Annotated in this window: 14 protein-coding genes; 11 read left to right on the plus strand and 3 right to left on the minus strand. The window is 62.4% G+C overall.

Going from position 1 to position 23606, the window contains the following annotated elements; all coding sequences use genetic code 11:
• Positions 1-10: 10 nt before the first annotated feature.
• The 5 genes from betT (ABEA12_RS14305) (at position 11) to ABEA12_RS14325 (ending at position 7557) form a co-directional block, all read left to right on the plus strand.
• On the plus strand, positions 11-2209 hold the full coding sequence (betT, locus tag ABEA12_RS14305) for a choline BCCT transporter BetT (protein ID WP_210102407.1): 2199 nt from the start codon (positions 11-13) through the stop codon (positions 2207-2209).
• A gap of 283 nt (positions 2210-2492) precedes the next feature.
• Positions 2493-3122: a cyclodeaminase/cyclohydrolase family protein gene (locus ABEA12_RS14310; RefSeq protein ID WP_210099406.1), complete on the plus strand. Its 630-nt coding sequence runs from the start codon at positions 2493-2495 to the stop codon at positions 3120-3122.
• Positions 3119-3979 (plus strand): bifunctional 5,10-methylenetetrahydrofolate dehydrogenase/5,10-methenyltetrahydrofolate cyclohydrolase, encoded by an 861-nt coding sequence (locus ABEA12_RS14315; protein WP_210099407.1) that lies wholly within the window; start codon positions 3119-3121, stop codon positions 3977-3979. Before ABEA12_RS14310 ends, ABEA12_RS14315 begins: the two co-directional genes overlap by 4 nt.
• Positions 3980-4062: 83 nt before the next feature.
• Positions 4063-4983 (plus strand): formyltetrahydrofolate deformylase, encoded by a 921-nt coding sequence (gene purU / locus ABEA12_RS14320; protein WP_210099408.1) that lies wholly within the window; start codon positions 4063-4065, stop codon positions 4981-4983.
• 72 nt (positions 4984-5055) lie between these two features.
• Positions 5056-7557, plus strand: a complete 2502-nt coding sequence (locus tag ABEA12_RS14325) for a GcvT family protein (protein WP_210099409.1) — start codon at positions 5056-5058, stop codon at positions 7555-7557.
• 63 nt (positions 7558-7620) lie between these two features.
• On the opposite strand, the gene ABEA12_RS14330 is transcribed toward ABEA12_RS14325, so the two are convergent.
• Positions 7621-8268, minus strand: a complete 648-nt coding sequence (locus tag ABEA12_RS14330) for a GntR family transcriptional regulator (protein ID WP_210099410.1) — start codon at positions 8266-8268, stop codon at positions 7621-7623.
• A gap of 553 nt (positions 8269-8821) precedes the next feature.
• On the opposite strand from ABEA12_RS14330, the gene fdhA reads away from it, so the two are divergent.
• Positions 8822-10042 (plus strand): formaldehyde dehydrogenase, glutathione-independent, encoded by a 1221-nt coding sequence (gene fdhA / locus ABEA12_RS14335; RefSeq protein WP_210099411.1) that lies wholly within the window; start codon positions 8822-8824, stop codon positions 10040-10042.
• Between the two features lie 521 nt (positions 10043-10563).
• Here fdhA and ABEA12_RS14340 read toward each other — a convergent pair.
• Positions 10564-11970 carry a ferredoxin reductase gene (locus ABEA12_RS14340; protein ID WP_210099412.1) on the minus strand — a complete coding sequence of 469 codons (1407 nt, stop codon included), beginning with the start codon at positions 11968-11970 and terminating at the stop codon, positions 10564-10566.
• Positions 11967-13271 (minus strand): aromatic ring-hydroxylating oxygenase subunit alpha, encoded by a 1305-nt coding sequence (locus ABEA12_RS14345; protein WP_210099413.1) that lies wholly within the window; start codon positions 13269-13271, stop codon positions 11967-11969. The genes ABEA12_RS14340 and ABEA12_RS14345 overlap by 4 nt, the downstream gene beginning before the upstream one ends.
• A 160-nt stretch (positions 13272-13431) precedes the next feature.
• Here ABEA12_RS14345 and ABEA12_RS14350 point away from each other — a divergent pair, with 160 nt between their 5' ends.
• The 5 genes from ABEA12_RS14350 (at position 13432) to ABEA12_RS14370 (ending at position 22963) form a co-directional block, all read left to right on the plus strand.
• Positions 13432-14364 (plus strand): LysR family transcriptional regulator, encoded by a 933-nt coding sequence (locus ABEA12_RS14350; RefSeq protein ID WP_210099414.1) that lies wholly within the window; start codon positions 13432-13434, stop codon positions 14362-14364.
• A gap of 726 nt (positions 14365-15090) precedes the next feature.
• Positions 15091-16959, plus strand: a complete 1869-nt coding sequence (locus ABEA12_RS14355; protein WP_210099415.1) for a BCCT family transporter — start codon at positions 15091-15093, stop codon at positions 16957-16959.
• 729 nt (positions 16960-17688) lie between these two features.
• On the plus strand, positions 17689-19902 hold the full coding sequence (betT, locus tag ABEA12_RS14360) for a choline BCCT transporter BetT (protein ID WP_210099416.1): 2214 nt from the start codon (positions 17689-17691) through the stop codon (positions 19900-19902).
• Positions 19899-21359, plus strand: coding sequence for an aldehyde dehydrogenase family protein (locus tag ABEA12_RS14365; protein ID WP_345468721.1), 1461 nt, complete (start codon positions 19899-19901; stop codon positions 21357-21359). The genes betT (ABEA12_RS14360) and ABEA12_RS14365 overlap by 4 nt, the downstream gene beginning before the upstream one ends.
• Before the next feature lie 14 nt (positions 21360-21373).
• A complete protein-coding gene (locus tag ABEA12_RS14370; protein ID WP_210099418.1) occupies positions 21374-22963 on the plus strand; it encodes a GMC family oxidoreductase in 1590 nt (529 codons plus the stop codon).
• Positions 22964-23606 lie beyond the last annotated feature (643 nt).

Consider the following 23606-nt stretch of genomic DNA (forward strand, 5'->3'; position numbering starts at 1 on the left):
TCCCCAGCCGATGGTGGAGCGCAGCCGTTTCGGTGTCTCCGAGCGCCGCAAGGATCCGGTGGCCGAGGAATTCCGTCCCCCGATCACCAGCAGTGAACTGAGCAAGGCGCCGGCCGAACTCTCGAGCCATCCGACCCCCACGGTCAATTGGCGCGTCTTCATCACCGCGGCGCTGATCATCCTCGGCTTTTCCCTCTGGGCCATCCTGATGCCCGACAGCGCCGAATCCACGATGCGTACCGCGGTCTCCTGGATTTCCATCAACCTGGGCTGGTACTACGTCGTGACGATCACCCTGGTTGTGGCCTTTGTTCTGTGGGTCGCCTTCTCCAAGGAAGGCAGCGTCCGACTGGGCCCGGACCATTCCCGGCCGCAGTACAACCTCTTCACTTGGGTCGCGATGCTCTTTGCCGCCGGGGTGGGCATCGACATGCTCTTCTATTCGGTGACCGGGCCGATCAGCCAGTACATCTCCCCGCCCGCGGCCGATCCGCGCTCCGCAGCCGCGGCCCAGGACGCGGTGGTGTGGACGATGTTCCACTACGGCATTGCCGGCTGGTCGATGTATGCGTTGCTGGGCATGGCCATGGGTTACTTCGCCTACCGCTGGGGAATGCCGCTTTCCATCCGAGCCGTCCTCTACCCATTGCTGGGCAAACGCGTGCGCGGGGTGACCGGCGATGTCATCGACGTCTTCGCGCTGGTAGGCACCGTATTCGGTGTTGCCACCTCAATGGGGATCGGCGTGGTGCTGCTGAACGTCGGTTTCTCCTGGCTCTTCGGCCTGCCCGAGGGCCTGGCGCTGCAGATCGCCTTGGTGCTGGTCGCGGTGATCATGACCATCGCGGCGTGCACCTCCGGGGTGGACAAGGGCATCCGGCTGATCTCCGAGCTGAACCTCTGGTCCGCCGCGGCCATGATGCTCTACATCCTGATCACCGGCAACACCTCCTTTTTGCTCACGGCCATCGTGGAGAACATCGGGCGCTTCATCTTCACGCTGCCCGAGCGCACGCTGCAGACCTTCGCCTACGAGCCCGACGGATCGGAATGGATGGCCGGTTGGACGCTGTTCTTCTGGGCTTTCTGGCTGGCCTGGGGGCCGTTCGTGGGGTTGTTCCTGGCTCGTATTTCCCGCGGTCGCACGCTGCGCGAGTTCGTCATCGCCGCGATTTCCGCGCCGGTATTGTGTGACTTCTTCATCGTCTCGATCTTCGGCAACAGTGCCCTGGGCGAGGTGCTGGGCGGAAACGAGGAGTTTGCGAAGCTGGCCGTGGAGAGCCCCGAACACGGGTGGTACGCGCTGCTGGAAATGTTCCCCGGTGCCCCGTTCCTGATTGGCCTGGCAACCCTCTCCGGGCTGCTCTTTTATTTGACCAGTGCCAACTCCGGTGCCATGGTGATGTCCAACTTCTCCTCCTCGATCCCGGACCCCACGGTGGACGGGGCCAAGTGGCTGCGCATCTTCTGGGCGCTGATCACCGCGGTGCTGACCATCTCGATGCTGGTGGCCGGCGGGGTGGCGACGATGGAATACGCGACGTTGATCTTCGCCCTGCCGGTGACGATCATCGCCTACCTGGTCATGGCCTCCTTCTCCAAGGTCTTGCGGATGGAGCGGGCCGAACGCGAGGGCCAGGTCCTGCGCCGTCGCACGGTGGCGGCGCACGGCGGGCAGACCCCGGAGAAGACATGGCGCCAGCGACTGGGGCAGCTGCGTGCCTACCCTTCGAACAAGGCGGTCGCCCAGTTCATGGACAAGGTCATCCATCCCGCACTGCTGGAAGTGGTCGAGGAGTTCAAGGAGCTAGGATACGACGCCGAGCTCACCTCGGCGTCCAATGCCCAAACCAACATCGACGAACACACCTTGATGGTGCACATGGAGGACCACCGCAACTTCCACTACCAGGTGGCGGCCGTGGAGGCACCGGCACCGATGTTCGGTGCACGCAGCATGTCACGGGAAACCGACGTGTACTTCCGTCTTGAGGTCTTCACCCAGACCGGAACCGAGGGCTATGACCTGATGGGGTTGAGCAAGCAGCAGGTCATCAACGACGTGTTGGACCGTTACGAGGCCCACCTCTCGTTCCTGGCGTACACCTCCCAGCGGGACCTATCCTCGATGCTGACGCCACCGAGGCCACCAACGGGCATGATCCCGCAGATCGTCGAGGATCCGGACGGGGAGGACGGCCGGGACTAGATAGCGCCTGCCGCCTCGGAGTAGTGAATCGGCCGGTGTGCTCCGTGGTGGCGTTTCGGTGCCACCAGAGAGCGTTGATGGGTTCGGGAGCGCGGCGATGGCTTGGGTCGCATGCTCCCCTGGGCGCGAAGCTGGGAAGACATGATTTTTCCTGCATTTTGCGTGCCCAGAATCCTGTTTGGCCAAACCATTGACATGTGACGGGGAGCCCACCTAGAGTCTGTTGTATATCAGTTGTGTGTCTGAAAAGCAGTGTTAATGCGATGCCATCCAAGGGGTTCTTTTGCTCGATATCAGAAGTGAATCAGTCGGTAGCCTGATCGAGGGAGTTGGACGGCGGACCGCGTCTCCCGGTGGGGGAACCGTCGCTGGGCTGCAGGCAGCATTCGCTGCAGGACTATTGCGCATGGTGGCGAACTATACGCAGGGAGCAAGGTTTGAGAACGTAGCCACGGCAGTTGCCATCATCCTGGGTGAACTCGAGGTGCTGGAATCGCGTGCGCTCGGGGCCGCCAATGACGATGCCCGGGCCTTCGACGTGGTGGGCAGGGCCTACGCGGCCAAAACCGGCGACGGCTTCGGCCCCATGGAACGTACCGCGGCCATCGCCCGGGCCTTGGACGGCGCCGCAGATGCTCCGGCCGCGACCATCATGATCTGCGGAGAATTGGTGGCGCTCGCCGAGGAACTTGCCCCCATCGCCAATCAGGGCGTCATTGCCGACGTGGCTGCTGCCGCGGCATCGGTTGGCGCTGCGCTCTCCACCTCGGTCATCAATCTTGAATCGAACCTATCCGCGGTGGAGGACCCGGCCCGCGTGCGGCACTTTGAGCGGATTCTGCAGAACGTTTCCTTGGTGCGCAACCGCGCCGATATCCTGGTCGAGTCGGTTCGAAACCCGGTGCCGGCATGAGCGCCGCAGTGCTCGACGGGCGGTTAGTGGCCTCAAAAATCACCGAATGCTCCATCTCGAGCGTTGCGGAACTCACCCGGAACGGGGAACAGCGCACCCTATACATTCTCAGTGCAACCAGCGACCCCTCCAGCACGTCATACGTTCAGGCGCTCTTGCGCCACGGGGCCCGCGTCGGTGTCCGGGTCAACGTTGAACGTCTCGACCCGGGATCCGGCGCCGAAGAGGTTCGCAGTGCGTTAATACGTGCCAGCGACGATCCCTCGATACACGGCATCATCGTGCAGACCCCCTTGCCCCCGGGCGTGGACCTGCGTGATGTCGCGGACGCCATCGCCATGGATAAGGACGTTGACGGGGCCAACCCGCACTCCCTGAGCAACTGGATCTCCGGAGGCAGCGGGTTTGCCCCGGCTACTGCCTCGGCCGTCATTGAACTGCTGGACCAACACGGCATCGAGCTGGAAGGTTCGAGAGTGACGGTCGTGGGTAGGTCCTCGGTGGTGGGCAAGCCACTGCTGCACCTGTTCCTGAACCGGGACGCAACGGTCACGGTGGCGCATTCGAAGACCCGGGACTTGGCTGCAGCAACCCGCGGGGCCTCGATCGTCGTAGCCGCCGCGGGCCACCCGGGTTTGATCACCGGTGAGCACGTCGGTGAAGGTGCCGTGGTCATCGACGTGGGCACCAACTTCACCCCGGAGGGGCACTTGACCGGTGACGTCGACACTGGATCCGTCGCTACCAAGGCTGCCGCGCTGAGCCCGGTTCCAGGGGGCATCGGATCGGTCACCACGGCATTGCTGTTCCGCAATACCGTCATCGGGCCTACAGCCAGGCCGCTGCTGCCTCTCTAGGCGCCCAGCATCAAAACTCCCACCATCGAACCGGGCACCATCCCCGGTTCGCCCCTGATCCGATAAGCCAAGGAGCCCCCGCCATGACATATTTGCCGTCCACCATCGCCTCCGGGACCACGAGCCTGCTCACCGCCCGCGAGATACCGGCCACAACCGAGCACGCGGTCCTGACGCTTTCCTGCCCGCAACGCAGCGGCATCGTCCACTCAGTTTCCAAGTTCCTCTTCGAACGGGGCTTTGACATCGTCGAACACCAGCAGTTCGACGATTCGGCGCAACGGCGGCTGTATCTGCGAACCGCCTTCATCCAGAACGAGAAGGCGGAAACCGTCGAAGACCTCGTTCGTGACTTTGCCCGGGTGGCCGACGAATTCTCGATGGACTTCAGCTTCCACGACGGAACTAAGCCCAGGGTGCTGGTCATGGTCTCCAAGATGGGCCACTGCCTCAACGACTTGATTTTCCGGTGGACCACCGGAACCCTGGCCGCCGATCTGGTCGCCGTGGTTTCCAACCACGAGACCCTGCGCCCCATGGCCGAAGCCGCCGGCCTGCCCTTCATCTACATCCCGGTGACTGCTGAAACCAAGCCCGAGGCCGAGGCGCGGCTGCTTGATGCCATCAAGGACCACCATGCGGACCTGGTGGTCCTGGCCAGGTACATGCAGATCCTCTCCCCGGAACTCAGCTCGCAGTTGGCCGGGAAGGCCATCAACATCCACCACTCCTTCCTGCCGGGATTCAAGGGGGCCCGCCCCTACCACCAGGCGCACGCCCGTGGGGTCAAGCAGATCGGCGCCACCGCGCATTACATCACCGATGACTTGGATGAGGGTCCGATCATCGAACAAGAAGTCATCAGGGTGGACCACCGGCTCAGCCCCCAGGAACTGGCCATGGTGGGCCGGGACAACGAGGCCCTTGCACTGTCCAAGGCCGTGCGGCTACACGTGGAAAACCGCGTCTTGCTCGATGGGCTGCGGACCATCACCTTCACCTAGATCTTCGATCACTTCAACGACTTGCGGAGCCACCCCATGGCACCCGCATCCAACGCCTAAGGAAGAACCACCATGAAATCACCACGCGTCGTCATCATCGGAGCCGGAATCGTCGGGGCCAACCTGGCCGACGAACTCACCCAGCGCGGCTGGAACAACATCACGGTCCTGGACAAGGGCCCGATTCCGTTGACGGGCGGCTCCACCTCACACGCCCCGGGGTTGGTTTTCCAGACCAACGCCTCCAAGACCATGACCGAATTCGCTGCCTACACGGGGCAAAAGCTCGCTTCCCTGATGCGCGGGGGCGAGAGCGCGTTCAACCAGGTGGGCGGGCTGGAGGTGGCCACCACCGAAGCCCGGATGCAGGAGCTGAAGCGCCGCCAGGGGTGGGCCACTTCATGGGGGCTGGAGGCACGATTGGTGGACTCAGCCGAGGCCAAGGCGTTGCACCCGCTGATCGACGAAGACCAGGTCCTCGGCGCACTGCACATCCCCAGCGACGGACTGGCTTCCTCGGTGCTCGCCGTTGAGCTGCTGCGCGAGCGCGCCGAGGCCCGCGGCGCGGTGTTCATTGGTTCGGCGCCGGTGACCGGAGTTGACCGCAAGGACGGACGGGTCACCGGGGTGCGCAGCGGCGACACGGTCTTCCCCGCGGATATCGTGGTCTCGGCGGCGGGGTTCTGGGGACCGGCGGTGGGGGACCTGATCGGGATGAAGGTCCCGCTGGTGCCGCTGGCACACCAATACATCACCACCTCGCCGCTGGCGCCGCTGAACGGGTCGGCCGCGGCATCGCGCACCACCAGCGGGACCGGGAACAATGCCGGCCTGCCGATCTTGCGCCACCAGGATGAGGACCTGTACTTCAGGGAGCACGGAGATCGGCTCGGCATTGGCTCCTACGCCCACCGTGCCATCCCCGTGGGCTACGACGAGATGCCCAACACCGGGGAGATCACCGAGCACAACATGCCCTCGCGCATGCCCTTTACCTCCGAGGACTTCGAGGGGCCGTGGAAGAACTGCCAACTGCTGCTGCCGTCCCTGCACAACGCCACCTTCGAAGATGCCTTCAACGGGATATTCTCCTTCACCCCCGACGGGGGATCGCTGGTCGGCGAATCCCGCGATCTGCGTGGCTTCTTCATCGCAGAGGCCGTCTGGGTCACGCACTCCGCCGGCGTCGCCAAGGCCGTGGCCGAACTATTGGTCAACGGCCGCTCGGAAACGGATCTGCGGGAACTGGATGTCGCCCGGTTCGAGGAGCTGCAGCTGCAGTCCGACTACGTCCTGGAGACCTCGCAGCAGAACTTCGACGAGATCTACGACATCCGCCACCCCCTGGAACCGCGCACCTCCCCGCGGGAGCTTCGGGTCTCGCCCTTCCACCAGCGCCAGGTCGAGCTCGGTGCCTTCTTCCTGGAAACGGCCGGTTGGGAGCGCCCGCAGTGGTACGAAGCCAACGCGCACCTTCTGGCCGGATTGCCCGAGGACTGGCAGCCGCCGGCACGCGATGAATGGAGCGCGAAGTTCGAATCGCCGATCGCAGCGGTCGAAGCCCATGCCACCCGCACCAACGTTGCGATGTACGACATGACCGCGCTGAAGCGACTCGAGGTCTCGGGCCCCGGTGCGCTGGCCCTGTTGCAGAAACTGACCACCAGTGGGCTGGACAAGTCCCTTGGTTCGGTGACCTACACCTTGATGCTCGACGAGGAAGCGGGTGTGAAGAGCGACCTGACGGTGGCCCGCATCGAGGATAACCTCTTCCAGGTGGGGGCCAACGGCGGCCTGGACCTTGACTACATCTCCAAGCATGCGGCCGACCAAACCGCGGCCACCCCGGAACTCTGGAGCCAGGTGCGCGACACCACCGGGGAAACCTGCTGCATCGGTGTCTGGGGCCCCCGGGCCCGTGACCTGGTCCAGAAGCTGACGGCCCAGGACCTGACCAACGACGGATTGAAGTACTTCCGTGCGGCAAGCACCAGCATCTCGGGGATCCCGGTGCGCATGATGCGCCTGTCCTATGTCGGGGAGCTGGGCTGGGAGATCTACGCGACGGCGGACTTCGGGCTGCGTCTGTGGGATATCTTGTGGGAAGCGGGTGAAGATCTTGGCGTGATAGCCGCAGGCCGCGGCGCCTTCAACAGCCTGAGGTTGGAGAAGGGTTACCGTTCCTGGGGCAGTGACATGGACACCAGCCATGATCCGTTCGCTGCCGGACTGGGATTCGCGGTGCGGGCGGCCAAGGAGGGCTACGTTGGCAAGGAAGCCGCCGAGAAGCGCCGCAACGAGCCAGCCGCCAGGCGCCTGCGCTGCCTGACGGTCGATGACGGTACGTCGATGGTGCTGGGCAAGGAACCGGTGTTCCACAATGGCAGCAACGTCGGTTACGTCACCAGTGCGGCCTTCGGGCACACCGTGCACAAGCCTGTGGCCTACGCCTGGCTCCCGGTCGAAATGCAGGAAGGGGACAAAGTGGAAATCAGTTACTTCGGGAAAATGATCGAGGCGAGCATCGTCTCGGAACCGCTGGTCGATCCGGAGATGGTCAAGATCCGGGCCTGATTCCGCGCCTTAAAAACCGAGAAGACCGCCGGGTGGTTCCCCGGCGGTCTTCCCCCATGACCGCTACAAGGCCGCGCGGACGCGGTCCTCAAAATGGGTCACGTGGTCCTCGGCCAGCCGTGCCGCCAGTTCCGGTTCCCCGTTGATGATGGCCCGCAACAGCTCGGCGTGCTCATTGACGTGGCCCTGGATGGGATCTAGCCCGCTGAGGACAAAGTTCCACATGCGCTGGGAGAGATAGAAGTACTGGATCAGCGTGGCTTCCACGTAGCTGTTGCGCATGAGCGTGTAGACCACGCGGTGGATGCGTCCGTCCAGGTCCACGGAGAGACGGTTCGAGGCGAAATCCTGGTCCTCTATGTCATCCAGGCAGGTCCTCAGGAGTTCGCGGTCCTCATCCGTGGCCTGCTCCGCGGCGCGTCGGGCGGCAAAGGCCTCAAGTAGGCGGCGCGCATCGGAGATGTTCTTGAGGTCGCGGATATTGACGTCGGCAATAATGGTCCCACGGCGCGGAAAGACCTTGAGCATCCGGTCCGATTCCAGGCGTTTGACCGCTTCACGCATCGGGGTCCGGCCCACGGCAAGTTCGCGCATCAGCGCTTCCTCATCCAGGGCGGTTCCCGGAGGCAGGCGCATGTCGATGATGCGCTCGCGCAACTCCAGATAGGCGCGTTCTGCCTGGGTTGTGCCCGGTGAGACGGTGCTTGCCACGATTCCTGGCCCTTTCGCCGAGTATGCGATCCGGATTTTCATCCGTTCCTAGGTATATCAGAGAAGGCAGGTCCGCGGGTGCGCCGACCAACATGTGGATCATTGGACCAGGACGGGCCCGTGCATCGCCCCGTCCGCGTTCAACGCCCAGCTCGGGAATGGGCGGTGCCAATCCGCGGCAAGGGGGCCCGAACCACCGCCATCGAGCACTCCGAACACATGTCCATGGGCCCATGGAGTATGGGGCTGAGGAATGAGGGCCAGGCAAGAATTCCGGAACGTCTGCCACTCGCTGGGGCGGGCAGAGTTGATTTCACTCTGGGTGCGCCCTGATTCCCCTGAACCGGGCGGAAGGGTGCCGTCGATCCGACGCGGCCCATCAGCATCGTGCGTACAGAAACTCGCCTCATCTTGTTGCGTAATGCGCGAACAGTTGCATACTGCGTAACGTTGCCAACAATTGCTGACAAGGGCAATCGCGACCGATAGTCTTACGTGACCAGCGTCACGATGGGCTGGTGACCATCGGCAATCAGCTACCGGGAGCAAATCAATGGCAAGTAACAAAGCAGTCGCTTACAAGGGTGCGGGCGTGGTTGAAATCATCGACACCCCGTTCCCCACCTTTGAACTGCAGGACGGGCCAGGGGTCAATCCCGAAAACGTTGGTCGCAAGGTCCCGCACGGCGTCATCCTGCGCACCGTTGCCACGAACATTTGCGGCTCGGACCAGCACATGGTCCGGGGCAGGACAACGGCTCCCACCGGACTGGTCCTTGGCCACGAAATCACCGGCGAAGTCATTGAAACCGGCCGGGACGTGGAATTCATCAAGGTCGGTGACATCGTCTCGGTTCCCTTCAACATCTCCTGCGGCAGATGCCGCAATTGCAAGGAAGGCAAGACCGGGATCTGCCTGAATGTGAACCCGGATCGGCCCGGAAGCGCCTATGGGTATGTCGACATGGGCGGTTGGGTCGGCGGGCAAGCCGAGTTTGTCCTGGTTCCCTATGCGGACTGGAACCTTCTGAGGTTCCCCGACCGCGACCAGGCGCTGGAGAAGATCATGGATCTAACCATGCTCTCGGACATCCTTCCCACAGGTTTCCACGGGGCAGTCACTGCCGGTGTGGGGGTTGGTTCCACGGTCTACGTGGCCGGAGCCGGACCGGTTGGCCTCGCCGCCGCCGCCAGCGCCCTCCTGCTGGGCGCCGCCGTGGTGATCGTGGGGGACCTCAACGAGGAACGCTTGGCCCAGGCCCGTTCCTTCGGGTGCGAAACAATCAATGTCGCCAACGGGGATCCGGCGGACCAGATAGAACAGATCCTAGGGGTCCGGGAAGTCGATGCCGCAATCGATGCCGTGGGCTTCGAAGCCCGCGGCCATGGCGACGGGGCCACGGCCAAGGAAGCGCCGGCGACGGTACTCAATTCATTGATGGATATCACTGCGGCCGGAGGATCCCTGGGGATTCCGGGACTTTACGTCACGGGGGACCCGGGCGCAGTGGACGAAGGTGCCAAAAAGGGCAGCCTGTCCCTGAGCCTGGGAACCGGGTGGGCGAAATCCCTCTCGTTCACGACAGGTCAGTGCCCCGTCATGAAGTACAACCGCCAGTTGATGATGGCCATCCTGCACGACAAGATCGCGATAGCCAAGGCGGTCAACGCCAAGGCCATCTCATTGGCGGATGCACCCAGGGGATACGCGGAATTCGATGCGGGCGCAGCCACCAAATACGTGCTCAACCCCAACGGGTACCTCGATAACTAGCCCATAGCAGTGAGGGTCGCGACCCGGAGATCCTCTGGGTGGGTTCCAAAGGCACCACGGGGGTCGTGACAGGCCGCCGAAGAGGCCTTGCGCAAGAATGCCGGGCCGGTATTTTCCTGCCGGGCATTCTTGCGTATTGCTTTGTTATCGCGACGGCTGGCCCCGCCCTCGCTCTAGTATCCCGCGTGGCCGGAACGGCTGCACCGGCAGATGAGGTACGTTTCCCTCGGCGATGGTGGCGCCAAGGGACTTGGGTGGGCACCGATCTCGTGGACCGGGTTTACCGCGCCTCGGGAACCGCATCATGGCCCGTGGGCAAGGTCCGATCCTTAGGTTCGGCAGCGGGAGGGCAGCCAGGCATCGGGTGGAAGGCCGACGCATGAAAATGATGGGTTCCAGAGTGAGCCGCAGTCCAAAGGACGCCAGGAGCCTGAAACCAAGCTACCTGGCGTCCTTTGGTCTATCGGGCATTCCCAAGGCTCCGATGTGGATCCACGGGTGCGATGCAGGGTGGGACGCGGCTAAGCGTCGATCACCAGGTCGGTCTGGGCCGTCGAGCAGCACGGCAGGAATTTGCCGGCCTCGATTTCCCGGGCACGGATACCTCCCTGGTGGTTCATGTCAACGTCCCCGGCAAGCTTGACCACCTTGCAGGAGCCGCACATCCCCTCTTGGCAGTTCGCCCCGATCCTCACGCCGGCTTGCTTGGCAATGCCGAGGATCTTGTCTTCGGGGTTGATGCGGACATTGAGGCCGGTGCGCATGAAGGACATGGTCAGGGTGCCCGAACCCACGGTCTTGAACAAGGACACATCCCTGGCGCCCTCGGCCGGTGCCTCTTCAAGGTCGGCGAAGGCAGCGCCGGGTTCGGCGAAATCGGGGTCGGATGGCTCGAGCGGCAGTCCCGTGGCTTCGACTGGTCCTTCCTCGTCGTAGACGGGCACATACATGCCCAACGCCGCTGGCTGGCCATCGTAGTATTCCTCTGCCGAATCGGCGATCTCCTCCGCGATTTCCTCGGCAAGTGCCACTTCCGTCCGGTATTCCATTTTTGTCTCGCGGTCCCCGGAAAAGAACTCCATGTGGATCGAGGTGTCATCGACGCCCACCGCCTCCAAGAACTCGGACGCGGCATTCAGGTACGCCTCGGGACCGCACGCAAAGACCATGCGTCCGTTGGCGTCCGGAGCCACCTCATCGAGCATGGAAGCGGTCATGCGTCCGCTGAGCCCTTCCCACCCCTCGGGCACGCCCCGGTCACCCAAGGAATAGACGACCTTGAGCCGGGAATCGACCGAGGCGATGTACGTCAACTCCAGGTGGAAGGCGAAGTTCCCCGGCGCGGCACCGTGGTAGAGCACGACGATGTCCGCCTGCCCGGGAAGTGAGTGGATGGTCCGGATCATCGACATGATGGGGGTGATCCCGCTACCTGCGGCCAGCAGTAGGTAGCGGGCTCGCCGGTCCGCGTCGGGCAGGTGGAACGCCCCGACCGGTCCGAGCATGTCCAACACGGTGCCGGGCACCACATTCTCATGGACCCAAGGCGAGACCAGGCCCCGGGGATCGCGCTTGACGGTGATGTTGAAGGTCCATGGTTCCGTCGGTGAGCTGGACAACGAGTAGCTGCGATCCAGCGAATCCCGGTCCTCGCCGTTGACCGGGAACGCGATGTTGAGGTACTGACCGGGACGGAAAGCCAACGGCGCTCCGTCGAGGCGGCGGAAGATGAAGGTTTTCATGCCGCCGACCTCAGGGACCGTCTCGACGCATTCGGCCTGGAATTCCTGGGGATGCCAGGGACCGAGCGCCCGAGCGGCTCCGGCAGGACCATCGGTGCTACCCAGCACCCTGTTCCACGGCATTTCCAGACCGCTAATGCGTTGCGGCTCCGCATGGTTGGTGTCGATGGTCCCGCTCTCAATCATGCCAGGTGCTCCAAAACGCGCTGGGTGTACCAGTTGATGAATGCCTCGACCTGGTATTCGCTCTTCATGTAGGGGCCGGGTTCGTATACCGGACTGCTGGCGCCCTTCTGGCACAGTTCCACAAATGCCTTGTCCTGCAGGTTCGTTTGCTTCCAGGTATGGGTGAGTTTGCCGAGATCGTAGTCAATGCCCTCGACCGCATCATCGGCGACCAACCAAGTGGTCCTTACCAGGGTCTGGTGCTCGCTGACCGGGAAGACCGCGAAGGTGACCACGTGGTCGGCGAGGAAGTGGAACCAGCTGTTGGGTTGCAGGTGCATCGAACACCGGCCCAGGCGGAAGTCACGCAGGTCCCCGAGGAGCTTCTTGGACAGGCGGTGGCCATCGGGCGAGAAAGATTCCCCGTCCCCGTCCAGCGCCTCGCGGGAGATCCGGATTCCTGCGACTCGGGTATCGAGCTCTTCGACCACTTGGTGGGGAATGCCGTAGCGTTCGCAGCGCTTTTCAAGCGACGCTTGGGCTTCGGTGTTCCGATCCCAGACTTCTTCGAGGTGTGGCGGGATGAAGCCTTCGGTCAATCCCCAAGTGGGGAAGAGCGAGCAAGCCAGTTCCGGGTGTCCGTCGCAGTGGTAGCATTCACGGTTGTTCTCCATGACAAGCTTCCAGTTGCCCTCTTCAATGATGTTCTGCTGGTACGCCACCTTCGTCTTGGGCAGATCATGGGGCAGAAGGTAGGGCTCGAAGATCTTGGCGGTTTCGTCGAAATCAGTTGGTGCATCAGCTGCAATGCAGACGAAAATCAGGCCGGCGTACTCGCGGCCGTGGGCTCGTTTGAGTCCGAAGCAGCTCTTGTCGAACTTGGTCTCCCCGGGCGCCGATGCATGGATGAGGTCACCGTTGGGCGCGTAGGTCCAGGAGTGGTAGCCGCACACCAAGTTGCCCGTGGTGCCGGTGGACTCGGGCAGTACCCGTGCGCCGCGATGCCGGCACACGTTGTGCATGACGTTCACTCCGCCATCGTCGTTTCGCAGGACAATCAAAGAGTAAGGGCCGTAGTCGACGGTGACATAGTCCCCGGGCTCCGGAAGCTCGGCCACGCTTGCGGCAAAGATCCAATGCCTGCCAAAAATGGCTTCCATGTCGATCTTGAAGACACTTGGATCGGTGTAAAAGGGGGCGTCAAGGGAGAAGCCTTCTCGCCGATTCTCGAAAAGCTCGGTGATTTCGGCCAGTTGCTCAGCAGGCAATGACGTAGCGAGCTTGCCGCGGGAACTGATCGGCACGTTCACTGGTGCAGTCATGGGGGACACTCCTTGAAATACTGGGTAGGGATGCTGGAAGCGAGACTACGGCGTGGTCGATGCAGCCGATGGTGGTGAGAGCGTTGTAGTCATGAGAATAGGCACTTTCCTTCTGCAATAAAAACGCAAGATTTTGCCGATAATAGTGCATAATTGATGCATGATTGATCCACGGCTCAAGACGCTCAGGGTATTGGCCCGGTGCGGCACCGTCGGGGCTACGGCGGAGCTCACGGGATACTCTCCGTCAGCCGTTTCGGCGCAGTTGCGGGAGCTCCAGCGTGTGTTGGGCATGCAGCTGCTCACGAAGGATGGCCGAGGCGTGAGGTTGACCGCCACTGGCAGGTTTCTCGTGGCGGGATCTGACGCCGTGATTGCTGAATGGGAGCGTCTGCGAGCGGCTGCGCTGGAAGCCGGCGGCCAAACGCAGTCCCGTTTTGGTCTCGGTGGTTTTTCCAGTGCCGCGGCCCAACTGCTCGCGCCGCTGGCATTCACCCTTCGGTCTGCGCACCCGTCCATGGAGGTCCAGGTGCTTGAGGCCAATCCTGCCCGTTGCCTGGACTTGCTGGTCGCCGAGCGCATTGACCTGGCTGTCATCGTGGCCATGCAATCCCACGCCCAGCGCGATGAGGACCAGCGCTTTGAGCAAACTACACTGCTGACCGATCCCCTCGATGTGATTCTCCCGGCTGACCATTCCCTCGCCTCACGGTCCACGGTCACGCTTGAGGAGCTGGCGACGGAGCCTTGGATCACCGAGGCACCGGGGTCGGCCTACCATTCCCTGTTCGCGGCGGCGTTCACTGCCGTGGGGGTGACCCCAAGGATTGCGCATGAGGCGGTTGAGTGGGAAACCCAAATCGCTTTCGTCGGTGCGGGAATGGGTGTGGGGTTTCTGCCTCGGTTGGCGCCATTGCGAAACGCGGAGAACGTGATTCGTCTGCCGATCTCGGGCAGGGGTAAGCCCACGCGCAGAATTGTCGCTGTGGTGCGCAAGGGCAGCCTGGAGTCCCCGTTGATCAAGGATTCCTTGGATATCCTGCAGACCAAAGCAGAGCGAATCCTCAACGAGCGGCTCCAAAACGACCTGTAGTCCGTGCGGCCGAATCCGTTCTCGTGACAGCCAGCGCGATTTGATTGGTGACTCCGTAAGCGTCGGGCACCGAGTCCTCGAGCCGTTGCTGGGGACTTAAAGGCACGGCGTGGAGACCGGTCCCAGCCACTAGGCGCATCCACGTTCTCTTCGTTGCCATGGGCCATGGGAGGGCCGGTGGGGCGCGCCCTGCCCGCGGGCCGCGCACCTGAAGGTGTCCGGGCAGCGGGCCTGCGTGAATTCTTTTTGCGATGCCCCTTGGGTGATGTCCTGGTGTGCTGGCGAGGTAAATCGGGTCTTGACTTTCGGCTGTGAGGTACGCCACCATTGTTGCTCGAGACGCTTTGTGTTGACCCATGCGAAACACCTTCCTGTCATTCCGTCAAAAACTACAGATCACGTGACGGTTGGAAGAGTGGGCCGCAGGGTCTGTTCAGAACAAGATGCATGAGATTTATGTAGCCGGGTCGAATGCCGGCTGCAAGAACCACTGATTAAACCTGCGCACGACGGATCTGGACCGATCGCTGCGATCGGTGATCCACAAACCCCTGCTTCGTCGCCACCTCGAACATGTGCTTCGAAAGTCGAAGCCGGCAAACCTCCCGATAAGCGCCGTCCACCCTCGTAAGACGAGTATCGACAGTGGGCATAAACCTCTCAGGGCCACAGCACCATCAGGTTCCGACGATGCGTAGCGCCTACCACCAGGCAAAGGAATATCCCATGGCATTGAATACCCATGAAGAAACCACCGAGGAACCGGACCGCCGGCAAGGCGAGCCGGCGGTGGAGTTACCTCCACCGAACGATACGGCGATCCTTCAAGAGCTGAAGGACAGTGAGACCGAACGCCACGCGATCCGTACCTTGACGAGTCTTCCTGCGGGCCTCGACAAGATCACCTTCGGTGTAGCCGGCGCGTTCGCCCTGGCCTTCGTCGTCTGGGGCCTGGCCAACACTGCGTCGTTGTCGGCCGCCTCCAGCGCGGCGTTGTCGTGGGTCACCGAAAACACGGGTTGGTTCTTCGTCTCGTTGGCATCATTCTTCGTCATCTTTGTGCTCTGGCTGGCACTGGGCCGGTTCGGGAACATCCCGCTGGGCCGTGACGGTGAGAAACCGGAATTCCGAACCGTCTCGTGGATCTCCATGATGTTCAGCGCCGGAATGGGAATCGGGCTGGTCTTCTACGGAGTGGCTGAACCACTCTTCCACTATGTTTCCCCGCCTCCGGGCACCGTGGATGGCAGGACCCCGGAGGCGATCGAGGTGGCCATGGCCACCTCGATCTTCCACTGGAGCATCCACCCCTGGGCCATGTTCGCGGTGGTTGGCATCGCAATGGCCTATTCAACCTTCCGACTGGGGCGTCGCCAGCTGATTTCCTCTGCGTTCACTTCCTTGTTCGGGCCGCGTGTTGACGGGCCCATCGGCAAGATCGTGAACATCTTGGCCATCTTCGCCACGCTCTTCGGCACGGCCGCCTCGCTGGGACTCGGGGCCATGCAGATCGCCAGCGGCATCGAATTCAACGGCTGGGTCGGCACGGTCGCTTCGCCGGTACTGGTCGTGGTCATTGCCGTACTCACCCTTTGTTTCGTGCTCTCCGCCGTCTCGGGCATCTCTCGTGGCATCCAATGGCTCTCCAACATCAATATGGTCCTGGCGCTACTGCTGGCGGTACTGGTATTCGTCCTTGGACCCACGCTACTGATCCTCAACTTGGTGCCCTCGGCCATTGGGGAATTCGTCCGCGACCTGCCGTCCATGGCCTCGCGCACCGAGTCGGCCGGCGATGAAGCCGTGCGGGAGTGGATGTCCGGCTGGACTATTTTCTACTGGGCCTGGTGGGTATCCTGGGCCCCGTTCGTAGGCATGTTCATCGCCCGGATCAGTCGCGGCCGAACCATTCGCCAATTCGTCACCGGGGTGCTTCTGGTTCCCAGCGTTGTTTCCGTTATCTGGTTCGCGATCTTCGGTGGAGCTGCCTTCGGGGTGGAACTCGAGGCCCAGGCCTCCAACGGGGCCACCGATTCCATGGTGGACATGATTGATGGTGAACCGTCCGTAAATTTCGAGGGCGCGATGTTCGACTTGATCCAGCACTTGGGCGCATCCCCTGGTATCGCCCTGGCCATCGCCGTGCTGGCGATGGTGCTGGTGGGCATCTTCTTCGTGACTGGCGCTGATTCCGCCTCGATCGTCATGGGCTCACTGAGCACGAACGGAGCCATGCATCCGCCCAAGCGTGTGATCGTGTTTTGGGGTGTGCTCACCGGTGCGGTGGCGGCGATCATGTTGCTCGCCGGCGGAGATGATCCCGGGCAGGCCCTGACGGGCCTGAAGAACATCACCATCGTCTCGGCGCTTCCGTTCGCGGTTGTCATGTTCATCTTGTCCATCGCACTGGTCAAGGACCTTCGCCGAGACCCGTTGGCGTTGCGCAAGAGGCTGGCGGACTCGGTGGTGGAGCGGGCCATACGCACCGCCGTGGATGAGCACAACGGGGTGCCGTTCAAATTAGTGACCAAGCATGACTGCACGGACTCCTGTAATGCCGAGGACCGCTGTCCAGCCCGGGAAACCGGGGGCTGAATCAGGCATTGGCCCGCGATTCGCTGCGCAGGCTACCTGCGCAGCGAATCGCGGAAAGTTGAGGGGTGTCCCGTCAAGACCCAGAAGTATTCGGTCTTCGTGAGTGGCAGCGCAGAACCTGGAATGGGGACGCGCGGTGCATTATCGACGCCGGCTGCGAACCCGCGGGGGTGCATGCAGTGGCTGGATCGTTCTCCCGAAGCCATCAATGAGGCCCACTGCCCCGAGGACTGAGGCCGTGTTAGTCCGCAGCAAGGACACCAGTGTCCACCGAATTCTTAACTATGTGTTGGAGAAGGAGTTGTTACCGATGTGCAGAAACGCAACATTTCCAGGAAGCACAACCGAGAGGTGCAGTGTGTTCGTGAGAAACTCGATTCCATTGCGCGAGAAAGGGTCCCGGGGAACCGACCTTCGGAGTCCCCAAGTTTTTGTGGCCAACTGCGCTGGGAGGCTTGATGGCCGCAGGGGGCGGGTTCCTTGTCATGAACTCCAGCGCCCTGGCGTCAGCCGGAGACGCATGTTGACGGCGGATCTTGGATCGGGCCAGCACGTGCGATGGGTGCTTCTGTCCAGCCCTGAAACCAGTCCCGGGACACATCAATCTGCGAGCCCGGCAGTAGAACGGGAACGCGTTGAAGCGCCAGACCGACGTCTGACCTGTGTGAAATATGAGAAATATATGACAAAACTCACATTTTGTGAGTTTGCTCTGTTAGCGTTCCCGACATGAGCCAGATTAACCCCCCGAAGTTTTCTGACACTTCCTCGTCGCCAGAGCAACACGGCATAGTCCCGCCGGAGCGGGGCCCCACGCGTATCAACAAGGTCGTCTTCTTCGGCGCCGCGGCCGGAATCGTGGCAATCATCCTTTGGGCCATGATCGATAAGCAGGGAGCCGCCGCAGTGATTGGCACTGCGGTCGCATGGGTCGGGGCCACCTTTGGCTGGTGGTATTCGCTGATCGTCGTCGTGGTCCTGCTTTTCGTTATTGCGGTCGCCATCTCCAAGGTCGGCAAGACCCGTCTGGGTCCGGACCACTCGCGACCAAGCTTCAACCTATTCACGTGGGCAGCGATGCTTTTCGCTGCCGGGATCGGCATCGACTTGATGTTCTTCTCGGTCGCCGAGCCGGTGACGCAGTACCTTTCCCCACCTGTCGGTGAGGGAAGCAGCGTCGAAGCGGCTCGCATGGCCGTGACCTGGACGCTCTTCCACTACGGGCTGCTCGGCTGGGGGTTGTATGCACTGATCGGGTTGGCGCTGGCATACTTCGCTTATCGGCACAACCTTCCTCTGTCCATCCGCTCGGCGCTTTACCCGATCTTGGGTAAGCGCATCCACGGGCCCCTGGGCCACGGCGTGGACATCGCGGCCGTGCTCGGTGCCATCTTCGGCATCGCCACCTCATTGGGCATCGGTGTTGCCCAGCTGAACTTCGGTCTTTCCTTTATGTTCGGGGTCGAGGAATCCAAGGGCATCCAGATCGCCCTGATCGCACTTTCCGTCGTGATGGCGACCATCTCCGTGCTGACCGGCGTGGAGAAGGGCATCCGCCGGCTTTCGGAGCTGAACATCATCCTCTGCATCGGATTGATGCTCTTCATCCTGTTCGCCGGCAAGACCCGGTTCCTGCTTGACGGGATCGTGCAAAACATCGGCGACACCCTCGCCCTGTTCCCGGGCATGGCCTTGAACACGTTTGCCTATGACCGGCCCGATGAGTGGCTCAACGGGTGGACCTTGTTCTTCTGGGCGTGGTGGATTGCTTGGGCGCCGTTCGTCGGCCTTTTCCTCGCCCGTATTTCGCGCGGGCGGACGATTAGGCAGTTTGTCACCGGTGTGTTGGTGGTGCCCTTCGCCTTCATCCTGCTGTGGATCTCCATCTTCGGCAACAGTGCATTGAGCCTGGTGATGGGCGGAAATACCAAATTCGGGGACGTGGCGATGAACACCCCCGAGCGCGGATTCTATTCGCTGCTTGAGCAATATCCCGCCGTGCCGCTGGTCGCGGGCATAGCCACCTTCACGGGTCTGTTGTTCTACGTCACCAGTGCCGACTCAGGCGCCTTGGTCATGGCCAACTTCACCTCACACCTGAAGGACGCGGAATCTGACGGGCCGAAGTGGGTACGCGTCTTCTGGGCCGTCGCAACGGGTCTGCTGACCCTGGCGATGCTGCTGATCGACGGGGTGTCCACGCTGCAACAGGCAACAGTGATCATGGGCCTGCCGTTCTCGGTGGTGCTCGTGTTCATCATGCTCGGCCTCTACCGGGCGCTGCGGATTGAACGCTCACTGGCAGGCAGCTATAAGAAGACGCTGCATACAGTCCTGTCCTCGCGGACCGGCCAAGACGGTTCGGAGTATCACCGTAGTTGGCATGAGCGACTGGCAAGGGCGATGTCCTACCCGAGCGATAAACAGGCCCAGCACTTCGTTAAAGACGTCGTGGAGCCAGCGCTTGAGGAGGTCAAAGCCGAATTCATCGCCGCCGGGGCCAGTGGCGAGATCACCATCGATCCAGTGGGACAGTTGGGAATCGATTCAGTGGATCTGCTCATCAGGCACGGGGCTGAACGCCCCTTCAAATACCAGGTGTACCCGGTCCAACTCAGCGTTCCACACTATGTCAGGGGCGTTTCCCCCGGCGAGACGTACTACCGGATGGAAGTCTTCTCCCAAGAGGGAAGCCACGGCTACGATCTCATGGGCCGCTCCCGCGAACAGATCATCGCCGACGTCCTGGACCAGTACGAGGTACACATGCTGTTCCTGCGCGTGCAGTCCGAGACCGCAGGATCCAGCAAAGTCTCTGATGCCAGTCCAGACAAAAGCAACTGGGACACCGATTTCGACACGGGGATGATCTCCGCGATCAATCCCTTCAACCAACCGACCGACCGTGACGGGGACCCCGCCATGGAACAGGAGAAGGCATGAAAGACAGCAGCAACGGCGCGGCCGCCCCTGGTTCGAGCATCTACATCGACGGCACCTGGAGTCCTGCAGCGGGCGGAAGTGTCCGGGAGATCATCTGCCCGGGCACCGGAGAAACCGTGGCCACCGTTTCGGAGGGCGGAGCCGCCGATTCGGAGCGGGCCATCGCCGCGGCCCGCACCTCCTTCGATGCTGGGTCATGGTCCGCGGTGCCGGCCCCGGAGCGCGGGACTTTCTTGCTGAAGGTGGCCGCAAGGTTGCTTGAACGCAAGGAGGAGTTTGCCCGTGCCGAGGCGTTGGACACCGGAAAGCGGATCCTCGAGGCGCGGCTGGACATGGAGGACATCGCCGCTTGCTTCACCTACTTCGGGAAGATTGCCGGGCAGGGTGCCGGGCGCATCGTGGACGCGGGGGACAACTCTGTGGTTTCGCGTGTCGTTTACGAGCCGGTCGGTGTGTGCTCGTTGATCACCCCGTGGAACTATCCGCTGCTGCAGGCGGCGTGGAAGATCGCCCCGGCACTCGCCGCCGGGTGCTCGTTCATCCTTAAGCCTGCCGAGCTGACCCCCTCCACCGCAATCCTGATGATGGAGGTGCTTCACGAGCTCGGGTTGCCTCCTGGGGTCGCCAACCTGGTGACCGGTGCCGGCTCGGTCGTGGGCCCGGCGCTCTCGGAACACCGGGACGTGGACATGGTCTCCTTCACCGGGGGGTTGGCCACCGGCAAGGTCATTGCCGCGGCCGCGGCAGGAACCGTGAAGAAGGTTGCACTGGAACTGGGTGGAAAGAACCCGAACGTCGTATTCGCGGACGCCGACTTCGACGCGGCGGTGGACAACGCCCTGAACGGCGCGTTCGTGCACTCCGGCCAGGTCTGCTCCGCCGGTGCCCGGCTGATTGTGGAGGAATCCATAGCAGAGACCTTCGTCGATGAATTGGTGCGTCGCGCCGAGATGATCCGTCTTGGTGGTCCGTTCGACGAGGCAGCAGAGACCGGCGCGTTGATTTCGGCTGACCACTTGGCCAAGGTCGATTCCTATGTGCAAAAGGGGATTGCTGAGGGCGCACGCCTGCGCTGCGGCGGACGTGCGGGCACGAACGCGGACGGGGAGAACCTGGAAGCCGGGCACTACTACATGCCCACCGTGCTTGATAAGGTCACCGGTTCGATGTCCGTGGCCCAGGACGAGGCCTTCGGACCGACGATCACCGTGGAGACCTTCAGCACCGAAGCGCAGGCGGTGGCCATCGGCAACGACACCGACTACGGGCTGGCCGGAGCGGTCTGGACCCAGGATGCCGGCAAGGCCCAGCGTGTCGCCGGGGCGCTGCGCCACGGGACCGTGTGGATCANAGTGGGCCGCGAGCTGGGCCCGACGGGGCTGGGGGAGTACCAGGAAGCAAAGCATATCTACCAGAACCTCGACCCGCAGGTCACCGGCTGGTTTGCCGGCAACTGAACAGGATAAATGACATGACTGAGCAATCACAGGGATTACCCGTCTCCGAGTTCGACTACATCGTGGTTGGAGGTGGTTCGGCAGGAGCCGCGGTTGCGGCGCGACTCAGTGAGGATCCAGCACTGGAAGTGGCGCTCATCGAGGCCGGACCGGACGACAGTGACCTTCCCGAAATCCTAGAATTGGACCGGTGGATGGAGCTGCTGGAATCAGGATACGACTGGGACTACCCGATCGAGGAGCAGAAAAACGGTAATTCGTTCATGCGCCATTCCAGGGCCAAGGTCATGGGTGGATGCTCGAGCCACAACTCATGCATTGCGTTTTGGGCCCCGGCCGAGGACCTTGATGCCTGGGAAAAGGAACATGGCGCCCACGGGTGGAACGCCGAAACCGGCTTCCGGCTTTACAAGCAGCTTGAAACCAATGAGGATGCCGGCCCCGAGGCCCCTCATCACGGGGATTCGGGACCGGTGAAGCTGATGAACGTGCCTGCCAATGATCCCTGTGGTGTTGCGATCCTCGATGCCTGCGCGCAGGCAGGCATCCCGCGGGCGCAGTTCAACAGCGGCACCACGGTCCGCATCGGTGCCAACTTCTTCCAGATCAACCGACAGGATGACGGTACCCGCGCCTCGAGTTCGGTCTCCTATATCCACCCAATCCGGGACCGGGCCAACCTCACCGTACTGACCGACCTGCGGGCCCGTCGCGTGCGCTTCGACGGGGACAAGGTCTGCACCGGGGTGGACGTCGTGGACTCGTCCTTTGGGCGCACCCACCAATTAACCGCACGCCGAGAGGTCATTCTCAGCGCCGGGGCCATTGATTCGCCCAAGTTGCTGATGCTCTCGGGGATCGGCCCCGCCGAGCACCTGGAGGAACACGGGGTCGAGGTGCTCGTCGATTCCCCCGGCGTCGGATCGAACCTGCAGGACCACCCCGAGGGCGTCATCCAGTGGGAAGCCAAGAAGCCGATGGTCACCGAGTCCACACAGTGGTGGGAGATCGGAATTTTCGCGAACACCGTCGAGGGCCTGGACCGACCGGATCTGATGATGCACTACGGTTCGGTCCCGTTCGACATGCACACCTTGCGCCAGGGCTACCCGACAACGGACAACGGCTTCTGCTTGACCCCGAATGTCACCCGGGCCAAGTCCCGCGGCACGGTGCGGCTTCGCAGCCGCGACTACCGTGACAAGCCGCGGGTGGATCCGCGCTATTTCACCGACGAAGAGGGCCATGACATGGCAGTGATGATCGCCGGAATCCGCAAGGCCCGGGAAATCGTCTCGCAGCCTGCCATGGCCGATTGGGCAGGGGTGGAGCTCTACCCCGGGATCGATGTGCAGAGCGATGAGCAGATCGCTGACTACATCACCCGCACCCACAACACGGTCTACCACCCGGCAGGTTCGGTGCGCATGGGGGCACCGAAAGACCTGATGTCTCCGCTGGATCCGCAGTTACGGGTCAAGGGGGTATCCGGCCTTCGCGTTGCAGACGCCTCGGTGATGCCGGCGTTGGTCACGGTAAACCCGAACATCACCACCATGATGATCGGCGAACGTTGCGCGGAACTGATCAGGGAAGAGCCCTAAGGCAATTTTCTGTTTGCCGTCGGCTCATAGCGACAACGAATATCCAACAGGGGGAACCGCGGAGCATCGAATGGGGGTTGCGTTAGGTGAAAAGTCAGGGACCCCGAAAACCCAGGGGTCCCTGACTTACTCATCGACGAGATCCATGGCCATTGTCTTGGCGGACGGCAAGGGCGGTATGCAAAGTGAAACTGAACGATCCGCAAACAGCCGCTGGGCGCCGGTATCTTCCTGGCCCGGGTTTTATGGCTTGGCACGTTTGATGGTATTCCAAGCGCGGGTGGCCACGAGGGTAACGGGGTCTTGGTTGAGTTTGGTCGCGGCCCTTTTACCGGGTCTCGGGGAGCGTTGCTCCCGGACCGAATCGGTGGATCGCGCCACCTCGGCCTGATGTGGCGGATGCGGGCCGGTCTCGTTGGATGTTCGCCAGCTATCTCCATGTTGTGCGCTGACGCTGGCCGTGCGTGCGGCCATGAAGTAAACCACGGCGGCGCACCATCAATGTTTGCCTTATATCCCGCGACACCACGGTTTGCTCGCTGCGCATGATTTCTCGTGGGGCAAGGAAACCGCCTCCTCGTTTCCACCATGCGGCGGCAGCCGAGAATGCGAGTGAGGGTCTTGGCTGCGACGAGAGCAGATG

It is taken from the genome of Paeniglutamicibacter antarcticus (genome assembly GCF_039544305.1).
GTDB lineage: Bacteria > Actinomycetota > Actinomycetes > Actinomycetales > Micrococcaceae > Paeniglutamicibacter > Paeniglutamicibacter antarcticus_C.